Genomic DNA, 10,188 nt, shown 5'->3' with positions numbered 1-10,188 from the left:
CCCCCCCCCCCCCCCCCCCCCCCCCCCCCCCCCCCCCCCCCCCCCCCCGGCGCTACCGGAAAATGAAAAACCCGGCCGAAGCCGGGTTTTTCGTGCGGAACCACAACACCATCACAGCGCGTTGCGGGCTTCCAGTTCGTCTTCCTTCTGGCGATCGAAGAACGCCATGACCCGGCTCATGATCGGGAAGGTGCCTTCGCGGCCCAGCGCCGACACCAGGAACCACGGCTCCTTCCAGCCCAGCTCGGCGACGATCTGCTCGGCCGCGGCCTTGGCCTCGTCCTCGAACATCAGGTCGGCCTTGTTCAGCACCAGCCAGCGCGGCTTCTGCAGCAGCTCCGGGTCGTGCTTTTCCAGTTCGCGCTCGATGGCACGCACCTGCTCGACCGGGGAAATGCCTTCCACGCCGCCTTCCATGGGGGAGATATCCACCAGGTGCAGCAGCAGGCGGGTGCGCTGCAGGTGGCGCAGGAACTGCGCGCCCAGGCCGGCACCGTCGGCCGCGCCCTCGATCAGGCCCGGGATGTCGGCGATGACGAAGCTGCGGTAGTTCTCGACCTTCACCACACCCAGGTTCGGGTACAGCGTGGTGAACGGGTAATCGGCCACTTTAGGCGTTGCCGCCGAAACGGCACGGATCAGGGTGCTCTTGCCGGCGTTGGGGAAGCCCAGCAGGCCGACGTCGGCCAGCAGCTTCAGCTCCAGCTTCAGCGTGCGCTCTTCACCCGGCTCGCCCGGCAGCGCCTGGCGCGGCGAGCGGTTGGTCGAGCTCTTGAAGTGCATGTTGCCCAGGCCACCACGGCCGCCCTGCGCCACCAGCAGGCGGTCGCCGTGCTGGGTCAGGTCGCCGATGATTTCGTCGGTGGCCACGTTGATGATCACGGTGCCGACCGGCACGGTGATGGTCAGGTCTTCGCCACCCTTGCCATAGGCCTGGCGGCCCATGCCGTTCTCGCCGCGCTGCGCCTTGAAGATGCGGTCATGGCGGAAGTCGACCAGGGTGTTCAGGTTTTCGTCGGCGCGGATGTACACGCTGCCGCCCGCACCGCCGTCGCCGCCGTCCGGGCCGCCGAGCGGAATGAACTTCTCGCGACGGAAGCCAATGCAGCCGTTGCCGCCGTTGCCGGCGAACACTTCGATTTCTGCTTCGTCTACCAGTTTCATTGTTTCGATGCCTGCGATGGGCGCGGCCTGCGTGCCGCCGCCTTGCTTGAATGTCGGGCCGTGCCCGTTGTACCACTGATTCCAACGAAAAGCCCCGCCGAAGCGGGGCTCTTCATGCAGCGTGCGATTCGACCAGCAAGGCCATGCCGGGGCATGGCCGCCAGCCAAGCCTTATCAGGCTTCGACCGACACGACGCTGACGGTGCGGCGCTTCTTGGCGCCCTTCACCGAGAACTCCACCTTGCCGTCCACGAGGGCGAACAGGGTGTGGTCGCGGCCGAGGCCGACGCCCGAACCCGGGTGGAACTGGGTGCCGCGCTGGCGCACGATGATGTTGCCGGCTTCAATGGCCTGGCCACCGAAGATCTTGACGCCCAGGTACTTCGGGTTGGAGTCGCGACCGTTGCGCGAAGAGCCTACGCCTTTTTTATGTGCCATGACCTATCTCCTTACTTGCTGCCACCGGCAATGCCGGTGATCTCGATTTCGGTGTAGTACTGACGGTGACCCTGACGCTTCATGTGGTGCTTGCGGCGACGGAACTTGATGATCCGGACCTTGTCAGCACGACCCTGGGACAGGACGGTGGCGGTGACCGCTGCGCCGCTCAGGGCGTCGCCGATCTTGATGCCATCGCTGTCGCCGAGCAGCAGGATGTTGTCGAACTTGATCTCGCTGCCGACTTCGACTTCGAGCTTTTCAATGCGGAGCTTTTCGCCCTGCGCCACGCGGTATTGCTTACCGCCGGTGACCAGTACTGCGTACATGACCAGACTTCCTCTGTAGTTATTGTGGTCTATGGACTGTCGCCATCGAGGGCGGACAGGAGCGGGATTGTACGCAGATCAATGCGGCGGAGTCAAGTCAACCCCTGAACGGCCCGGCAGGGAGGCCCGGTAGAGCCGAGCCATGCTCGGCTGAACGGTTCGGGGTGCAGGCAGCCGAGCCTGGCTCGGCTCTACACAAAGCTGTCGGCCTGTCTCACAGGGTGAGACACCGGGCTGGCATTGTCGCCCATTGCCCCCATCTGGTCACCTCGGTAGGCTGACCGATTGCCGTCCCCCTGCTGGCCCGGCACCCAGCCAACGCCCCCCATAACCGGATCCCCCATGGCGATGGATTTCATCCGCATCCGCGGCGCGCGGACGCACAACCTCAAGAACATCGACCTCGACCTGCCCCGCGACAAGCTGATCGTGATCACCGGCCTGTCCGGCTCGGGCAAGTCCTCGCTGGCGTTCGACACCATCTATGCAGAAGGCCAGCGCCGCTACGTCGAGTCGCTGTCGGCCTATGCGCGGCAGTTCCTGAGCGTGATGGAAAAGCCGGACCTGGACCACATCGAGGGCCTGTCCCCGGCCATCTCGATCGAGCAGAAGTCGACCTCGCACAACCCGCGTTCGACCGTCGGCACGATCACCGAGATCTACGACTACCTGCGCCTGCTGTACGCCCGCGTCGGCACCCCGCGCTGCCCGGACCATGGCTACCCGCTGGAAGCACAGACCGTCAGCCAGATGGTCGACCAGGTGCTGACCCTGGACCCGGAACAGCGCTACATGCTGCTGGCCCCGGTCATCCGCGATCGCAAGGGCGAGCATGCGCAGGTCTTCGACCAGCTGCGTGCACAGGGCTTCGTGCGCGTGCGGGTGGACGGCGAGCTGTATGAAATCGACGCGGTGCCGCCGCTGGCGCTGCGCCAGAAGCACACCATCGAAGCGGTGATCGACCGTTTCCGCCCGCGCGAGGACATCAAGCAGCGCCTGGCCGAGAGCTTCGAGACCGCGCTGAAGCTGGGCGACGGCATGGCCTCGGTGCAGAGCCTGGACAACGCCGAAACCGCGCCGACCCTGTTCTCCTCCAAGTATTCCTGCCCGGTCTGCGATTACTCGCTGCCCGAGCTGGAACCGCGCCTGTTCTCCTTCAACGCGCCGATGGGCGCCTGCCCCGGCTGCGATGGCCTGGGCATGGCCGAGTTCTTCGACCCGGCGCGCGTGGTGGTGCACCCGGAACTATCGCTGGCCGCCGGTGCGGTGCGCGGCTGGGACCGCCGCAATGCCTACTACTTCCAGCTGATCGCCTCGCTGGCCAAGCACTACAAGTTCGACGTCGATGCGTCGTGGAACTCGCTGCCGGCCAACGTGCAGCAGGCCGTGCTGTACGGCAGCGGCGATGATGCGATCACTTTCACCTACTTCACCGAGGCCGGTGGCCGCACCCAGCGCAAGCACCGCTTCGAGGGCATCATTCCCAATCTGGAACGCCGCTACAAGGAAACCGAATCGGCGGCGGTGCAGGAAGAACTGGGCAAGTACATCAGCGAACACGCCTGCCCCGAATGCAAGGGTGCGCGCCTGAACAAGGCCGCGCGCAACGTGTTCGTGGCCGACCGCCCGCTGCCGGACCTGGTGGTGCTCCCGATCGACGAAGCACTGAAGTTCTTCAGCGAACTGAGCCTGCCGGGCTGGCGCGGCGAGATCGCCTCGAAGATCGTCAAGGAAATCGGCGAACGCCTGGGCTTCCTGGTCGATGTCGGCCTGGATTACCTGACCCTGGAGCGCAAGGCCGACACGCTGTCTGGTGGCGAAGCGCAGCGCATCCGCCTGGCCAGCCAGATCGGTGCCGGCCTGGTCGGCGTGATGTACGTGCTCGACGAGCCGTCCATCGGCCTGCACCAGCGCGACAACGAACGCCTGCTGGGCACACTCACCCGCCTGCGCGACCTCGGCAACACGGTCATCGTGGTCGAGCATGACGAGGATGCGATCCGCCTGGCCGACTACGTGCTGGACATCGGCCCGGGCGCGGGCGTGCATGGCGGCGAGATCGTCGGCCAGGGCACCCTGCAGGACATCCTGGATGCACCGCGTTCGCTGACCGGCCAGTACCTGTCCGGCAAGCGCGCGATCGAGATCCCGGCGCGCCGGCACAAACCGAACCCGAAGATGACCCTGCACCTGCGCGGTGCCAGCGGCAACAACCTGAAGGGCGTGGACCTGGCGATTCCCTCAGGCCTGCTGACCTGCGTGACCGGCGTGTCCGGTTCGGGCAAGTCGACCCTGATCAACGACACCCTGTTCTCGCTGGCCGCCAACGAGATCAACGGCTCCTCGCACCCGATCGCCCCGTACAAGGAGATCGACGGCCTGGACCTGTTCGACAAGGTGGTGGACATCGACCAGTCGCCGATCGGTCGTACGCCGCGCTCGAACCCGGCCACCTACACCGGCCTGTTCACGCCGCTGCGCGAGCTGTTCGCGCAGGTGCCCGAAGCACGTGCGCGCGGCTATTCGCCGGGCCGCTTCAGCTTCAACGTGCGTGGTGGGCGCTGCGAGGCCTGCCAGGGCGATGGCCTGATCAAGGTCGAGATGCACTTCCTGCCGGATGTGTACGTGCCCTGCGACGTCTGCCACGGCAAGCGCTACAACCGCGAGACGCTGGAGATCCTGTACAAGGGCTACAACATCAACGACGTGCTGGAAATGACCGTCGAGGATGCACTGAAGCTGTTCGAGCCGGTGCCGTCCATCGCCCGCAAGCTGGAAACGCTGGTGGACGTGGGCCTGAGCTACATCAAGCTGGGCCAGAGCGCGACCACGCTGTCCGGTGGTGAAGCGCAGCGCGTGAAGCTGTCCAAGGAACTGTCGCGCCGCGATACCGGCCGCACCCTGTACATCCTCGACGAGCCGACCACCGGCCTGCACTTCCACGACATCGAAGCGCTGCTGGGCGTGCTGCACAAGCTGCGCGACGAAGGCAACACGGTGGTGGTGATCGAGCACAACCTGGACGTCATCAAGACCGCCGACTGGATCGTCGACCTGGGCCCGGAAGGCGGCCACCGCGGTGGCACCATCCTGGTGACCGGCACGCCGGAAGACGTGGCGGCCTGCCCGCAGTCGTACACCGGCCAGTTCCTGGCCCGCATGCTGCCCTCCACCAGCGCGCGCCCGGAACGACCGGCCGCCGTGGCCAACAAGCCCGACGCCCGCCCGCCGCGCAAGGTGAAGCCTGAAAAACCCGCCAAGGTGGCGAAGAAGGCCGTGGCCGCCAAGAGCACCGGCAAGGCCAGCAAGAGCACGACGAAGAAGAAGGACGCCTGATGAGCAGCGAACACAAGATCCTGGCCCGCATCCCGATCAGCGTGCGCTGGCGTGACATGGACAGCATGGGCCACGTCAACAACGCCAAGTACATTTCCTACCTGGAAGAAGCGCGCGTGCGCTGGATGCTGGGCGTGGAAGGCGTGTCGATGACCGACCGCATCGCACCGGTGGTGGCCGCGACCAACGTCAACTACCGCCTGCCGATCGTGTGGCCCAACGACATCCTGGTAGAGCTGTTCGTCGAACGCCTGGGCAACAGCAGCGTGACCATCGGCCACCGCATCGTCGACCAGCAGGATGATGCGAAGCTGTACTCGGATGGCAACGTGGTGGTGGTCTGGATGGACACCCAGACCGGCAAGAGCGCGCCGCTGCCGGACGCGATCCGCAACGCCTCTACCTGAAGGTAGTGCCGGCCGCTGGCCGGCATGCCTGACCCTGCACCTCGTAGAGTCGAGCTTGCTCGACTGCTGTTTGCCGGATCAGTCGAGCAAGCTCGACTCTACCCGCCCTGTTCAAAGGACTGACATGATCCACCGCACCGAACTGCGCGACCTGCTGCCCGGCATGGTCCCCTTCCCCACCGACGTCTTCCCCGCCGACCAGGCCTGGCTCGGCCAGCACCTGCTGCCGCTGCTGAAGATCGACCTGGGCGTGCTGCGCCCGGAGCTGGCAGGCCAGGTGGCAACGATGCTGTGCCCGATCGAGCCGTACGACGGCTGCATCGGCGAGACGACGGAAGCGCAACACAACGACTTCACCGGCACCAACTGGATCGCCTTCGAACTGAGCGCCGACAACCAGATGCGCTTCCTCGGCAACGAGGGCTATTTCATCGGTGACCCGGGCAATGACAAGCATGCGCAGGAGCACATCGCACAGATGCGCGACAGCTATGCCAAAGCGCGTGACTACCACGCCGCCCATGGCCGGTTGGCCTGCTACTCGCGCTTCGGCAAGGGCGAGCCCAGCGAGCGCGATTATCTGGATACGCTGGGTGGTCAGATTTCCACCGGCAACTGGGTCGAAACCTCGCCCATTCCCGCGGCATTCGCGCTGGAGTTCACCCCCGCCGCCTACGACCGCCATGCCCCGGACGAGGCCGAGCGGGTACTCATCTCCCGTGATGGCCACCGCTTCTTCGCCGTGGCCGAAGTGGCCGGCTACAACTGGTGCGCCACCGGCGCCGATGCCATCGTGATGCTGTACGAACCGGTAAGCCGCACAGTGCTGTTCTCGTACGACTGGACGTAAGCCAGCCTGGTAGTGCCGGCCGCTGGCCGGCATTGCCAACCCGCTCCAAGGGACTGACATGATCCACCACACCGATCTGCACGACCTGCTGCCCGGCATGGTCCCCTTCCCCGCCGACGTTTTCCCCGCCGACCAGGCCTGGCTCGGCCAGCACCTGCTGCCGCTGCTGAAGATCGACCTGGGCGAGCTGCGCCCGGAGCTGGCCTGGCAGATGGCAACCCTGCTGTGCCCGATCGAACCCTATGAAGGCTGTATCGGTGACGACACCACCGCGCACCACAACGCGTTCACCGGCATCAACTGGATCGCCTTCGAGCTGACCGCGGCCAACGAAATGCGCTTCCTGGGCACCCAGGACTATTTCCTGGGCGAGGCGGTGGAGGGAGAAGAGGCCCGCGCCCACATCGTCGAAATGCGCGAGAGCCATGCCAAGGCGCGTGCGCATTTCCTGCAGCATGGGCGCCTGGCCAGCTGCTCGCGCTACGGCGAGGGCGAACTGGACGAACAGGCATGGCTGCAGCAACTGGGCGGCCCGATCTGGTTTGGCAACTGGTCCGACTACGCCCCGCTGCCTGCGGCATTCCAGCTGCAGGATCTGGCCGGCTACCGGCAGCGTGGCAGCCTGCGGTTCCGCAATGACAGCAGCCACCTGCCCGACGATGGCCTGCAGCTGACCCGCGACGGCCATGCGTTCTTCCATGTGGCCAGCGTGCCGGCCAGCCACTGGGTCGCGGCCGGTGCCGATGCGATCGTGATGTTCTACGAACCGCACAGCCGCACGGTCCTGTTTACGTTCGACTGGTCGTAAGACGCCGCCGGGCATGGCCCGGCGCTACCGGGTGTGTCGCCTGCGCTTCGTAGCGTCGAGCTTGCTCGACTGCTGTTGGCCGGAGCAGTCGAGCAAGCTCGACTCTACGGCGGCCGGCACCACCATCCCCTTACGGCGCAGCCTTGCGCACCGCCAACGTCGCGCTGGCTTCGCCACCGCCCTCCAGCTGCAGCTGCAGCGGCACGGCCTCGCCTTCCTTCAACGCGCCCTTGCCCTCCATCAGCATCAGGTGCAGGCCACCGGGCTTGAGCTCGGCGCGGGCGCCCGGCGCCAGCGGCAGGCGCTCGACCGCACGCATGCGGCTGACCCCATCGACGATCGTGGTTTCGTGCAGCGACACGTCAGCGAAGCGGGCACTGCGTGCACCGGTGATGGCCACCGCTTTCGCGCAGCCGTTGTGGATCACGCCGTAGCCGGCGGTCATCGGCATGGCCGGGTTGGGCGGCAGGCGTGCCCAGCCCTGCTGCACGGTGACGCAGGCTGGCACGGCGCTCGCCGCCGATGCTGCGCCCGCACACAGCAGCCACAATACGCCAACGAATGGTTTGGTTATCATCGCCTCAGATTCCTGTCCGCAACGAGACCGCAGCATGACGACGCTCATCGAGGTGATCAACCATGGCCCCATCCGCGAACTGCGCCTGGCGCGGCCACCGGTCAATGCACTGGACACCGAACTGTGCCGCCAGCTGATCCACGCCGTCGAACTGGCCATGGCCGAGGACGTGCACGGCATCGTGCTGTCGGGCAGCGAGCGCATCTTCACCGGCGGCATGGACGTGCCGCACCTGCTCTCCCACGGCGATGACAAGCACAAGCTGCTGGACAGCTGGAACGCCTTCTTCGGCGCGGTGCGTACGGTGGCCGAGAGCCGCATCCCGGTGGTGGCGGCACTCACCGGCCATGCGCCGGCCGGCGGCTGCGTGCTGGCGCTGTGCTGCGATTACCGGGTGATGGCGCGCAGCGCCGACCCGGCCCGCCCGTATGCCATCGGCCTCAACGAGGTGCAGGTGGGCCTGGTGGCGCCGGAAGGCATCCAGCGCCTGCTGCGCCGCGCCGTGGGCGTGCACCGCTCCGGCATCCTGCTCAGCACCGGCGCGCTGGTGCCGGCCGAACAGGCGCTGCAGATCGGCCTGGTGGATGAACTGGCCGAGGGCGACCTGGTGGTGGCACGCGCCATCGCCTGGCTGCAGCACCTGCTCAGGCAGCCGCGCCAGCCGATGCTGCTGACCCGCGCCATCGCCCGTGCCGACCTGCACGAGGCGCTGCACCCGGACCTGATCCAGCTGGACCGCTTCGTCGAAGCCTGGTTCGCGCCGGATGCGCAGAACGCCCTGCAGGCGCTGGTGGCCCGGCTGGGCAAGTAAACGGTAGTGCCGGCCGCTGGCCGGCAGCCGCAGGCACCCCAGAGGATCACGAGGCTGCCGGCCAGCGGCCGGCACTACCGATGATGGGCCACCCCTGACCGGTATAATCGAGCCTTCTTCATTGCTGTGGCCGCCCCCTTGAACGACACGCCCGAACCCGTCGTCTCCGAGCTGATCGACCTGCTCACCCTGGAGCGGCTGGAGGGCAACCTGTTCCGCGGGCAGAGCCGCGACATCGGCACCAAGTACGTGTTTGGCGGCCAGGTGCTGGGCCAGGCGCTGGCGGCGGCACAGGCCACGGTCGACAACGGCCGCCACGTGCATTCGCTGCACGCCTATTTCCTGCGTGCCGGCAACATCGACCACCCGATCGTCTATGACGTGGACCGCACCCGTGATGGCGGCAGCTTCTCCGTGCGCCGGGTCACCGCGATCCAGCACGGCAAGGTGATCTTCTTCTGCGCGGCCTCGTTCCAGCAGGCCGAAACCGGTGCCCAGCACCAGCACAAGATGCCCGAGGTGCCGCAGCCGGAGGACATCGAGCCGAACCGCCCGCTGCCGGCCGAGGTGCTGGAGCGGCTGCCGATCAAGGTGCAGCGCTGGCTCTCGCGTGGTGGCCCGTTCGAGTTCCGCCACGTGTACCCGCGCGACGAACTGAACCCGCCCAAGCGCCCGCCTTACCACCAGGTCTGGCTGCGCCTGAGCGAACCGGTGGGCGATGCGCCCGAGCTGCACCAGGCCCTGCTGGCCTATGCCTCGGATTTCCACCTGCTGGGCACGGCCACCTTCCCGCACGGCATCAGCTACTACCACCCGCACGTGCAGATGGCCTCGCTCGACCACGCGATCTGGTTCCACCGCCCGTTCCGCGCCGACGACTGGCTGCTGTACTCGCTGGACAGCCCCAGCGCGCAGGATTCGCGCGGCCTGGCCCGCGGCCAGTTCTTCACCCGTGATGGCGTGCTGGTGGCCAGCACCGCCCAGGAAGGCCTGATCCGCGTGGTGCCGGACCAGGATGCCGCCGCCGCCGTGCCGGCCAAGGAGTAAGCAATGCGCCAGATTTTCAGCAGCCAACGCGTGGAAACCGTCGAGGGCGTGGCCGAGCTGCTGCGCAGCCACGACATCGAAGTGAAGGTGACCAACGGCCGCTCGTACAAGACCCGCCGCCGTGGCCAGTTCAGCTATACCGACCTGGGCAACAGCCAGGGCTATCCGGCGGTCTGGATCGTGCGTGCCGATGACCAGCCGCGTGCGCGCGAGATCCTGCGCGACGCACGCCTGCTCGACACCACCCGCCGCGACCACCCCACGGCCGAGTTCGCCTTCCGCGATACCGCCGAGACCTCGGGCAGTGGCCGCGGCTGGGCCTGGCGCATCCGCATCGCCCTGCTGGTGGTGATCGCCGGCGTGGCGCTGGTGATCGGCCTGCGCCACCGCGGCGCCCCGGCCCCGGCCGCCCCCCCCCCCC

General features: G+C 67.0%; 11 protein-coding genes. 7 read left to right on the top strand and 4 right to left on the bottom strand.

What is annotated here, in order from left to right; translation table 11 throughout:
* Positions 1-111 precede the first annotated feature (111 nt).
* The 3 genes from cgtA to rplU form a co-directional block, all read right to left on the bottom strand.
* Complete coding sequence (cgtA, locus tag IAE41_RS20565) at positions 112-1,164, bottom strand: Obg family GTPase CgtA (RefSeq protein WP_079221070.1); 1,053 nt, start codon at positions 1,162-1,164, stop codon at positions 112-114.
* 174 nt (positions 1,165-1,338) lie between these two features.
* Positions 1,339-1,602, bottom strand: coding sequence for a 50S ribosomal protein L27 (rpmA, locus tag IAE41_RS20560; protein ID WP_004148333.1), 264 nt, complete (start codon positions 1,600-1,602; stop codon positions 1,339-1,341).
* 11 nt (positions 1,603-1,613) lie between these two features.
* Positions 1,614-1,931, bottom strand: coding sequence for a 50S ribosomal protein L21 (gene rplU / locus IAE41_RS20555; protein ID WP_004148331.1), 318 nt, complete (start codon positions 1,929-1,931; stop codon positions 1,614-1,616).
* Positions 1,932-2,273: 342 nt separating this feature from the next.
* Here rplU and uvrA point away from each other — a divergent pair, with 342 nt between their 5' ends.
* The 4 genes from uvrA to IAE41_RS20535 all read left to right on the top strand — a co-directional run bounded on the left by uvrA (position 2,274) and on the right by IAE41_RS20535 (position 7,332).
* On the top strand, positions 2,274-5,267 hold the full coding sequence (gene uvrA, locus IAE41_RS20550; protein ID WP_108760145.1) for an excinuclease ABC subunit UvrA: 2,994 nt from the start codon (positions 2,274-2,276) through the stop codon (positions 5,265-5,267).
* Complete coding sequence (locus tag IAE41_RS20545) at positions 5,267-5,674, top strand: thioesterase family protein (RefSeq protein WP_200734376.1); 408 nt, start codon at positions 5,267-5,269, stop codon at positions 5,672-5,674. Before uvrA ends, IAE41_RS20545 begins: the two co-directional genes overlap by 1 nt.
* 124 nt (positions 5,675-5,798) lie before the next feature.
* Positions 5,799-6,524 carry an enolase gene (locus tag IAE41_RS20540; protein WP_200734375.1) on the top strand — a complete coding sequence of 242 codons (726 nt, stop codon included), beginning with the start codon at positions 5,799-5,801 and terminating at the stop codon, positions 6,522-6,524.
* Positions 6,525-6,582: 58 nt separating this feature from the next.
* Positions 6,583-7,332 (top strand): enolase, encoded by a 750-nt coding sequence (locus IAE41_RS20535; RefSeq protein ID WP_200734374.1) that lies wholly within the window; start codon positions 6,583-6,585, stop codon positions 7,330-7,332.
* Between the two features lie 130 nt (positions 7,333-7,462).
* Here IAE41_RS20535 and IAE41_RS20530 read toward each other — a convergent pair whose 3' ends face one another.
* Entirely contained in the window at positions 7,463-7,909 is a 447-nt protein-coding gene (locus IAE41_RS20530) for a copper chaperone PCu(A)C (RefSeq protein WP_200734373.1), read from the bottom strand.
* A 34-nt stretch (positions 7,910-7,943) separates the two neighbouring features.
* Here IAE41_RS20530 and IAE41_RS20525 point away from each other — a divergent pair, with 34 nt between their 5' ends.
* The 3 genes from IAE41_RS20525 to IAE41_RS20515 form a co-directional block, all read left to right on the top strand.
* Positions 7,944-8,720 carry an enoyl-CoA hydratase/isomerase family protein gene (locus tag IAE41_RS20525; RefSeq protein WP_200734372.1) on the top strand — a complete coding sequence of 259 codons (777 nt, stop codon included), beginning with the start codon at positions 7,944-7,946 and terminating at the stop codon, positions 8,718-8,720.
* Between the two features lie 138 nt (positions 8,721-8,858).
* A complete protein-coding gene (gene tesB, locus IAE41_RS20520) occupies positions 8,859-9,767 on the top strand; it encodes an acyl-CoA thioesterase II (RefSeq protein WP_200734371.1) in 909 nt (302 codons plus the stop codon).
* Between the two features lie 3 nt (positions 9,768-9,770).
* On the top strand, positions 9,771-10,188 hold a 418-nt coding region (locus tag IAE41_RS20515), incomplete at its 3' end, for a pathogenicity-like protein (RefSeq protein WP_200734370.1).

The sequence above is a fragment of the Stenotrophomonas sp. S39 genome (genome assembly GCF_016624665.1).
In the GTDB taxonomy this organism is placed as follows: Bacteria; Pseudomonadota; Gammaproteobacteria; order Xanthomonadales; family Xanthomonadaceae; genus Stenotrophomonas.
This window is presented reverse-complemented; position numbering and strand designations above follow the sequence as displayed.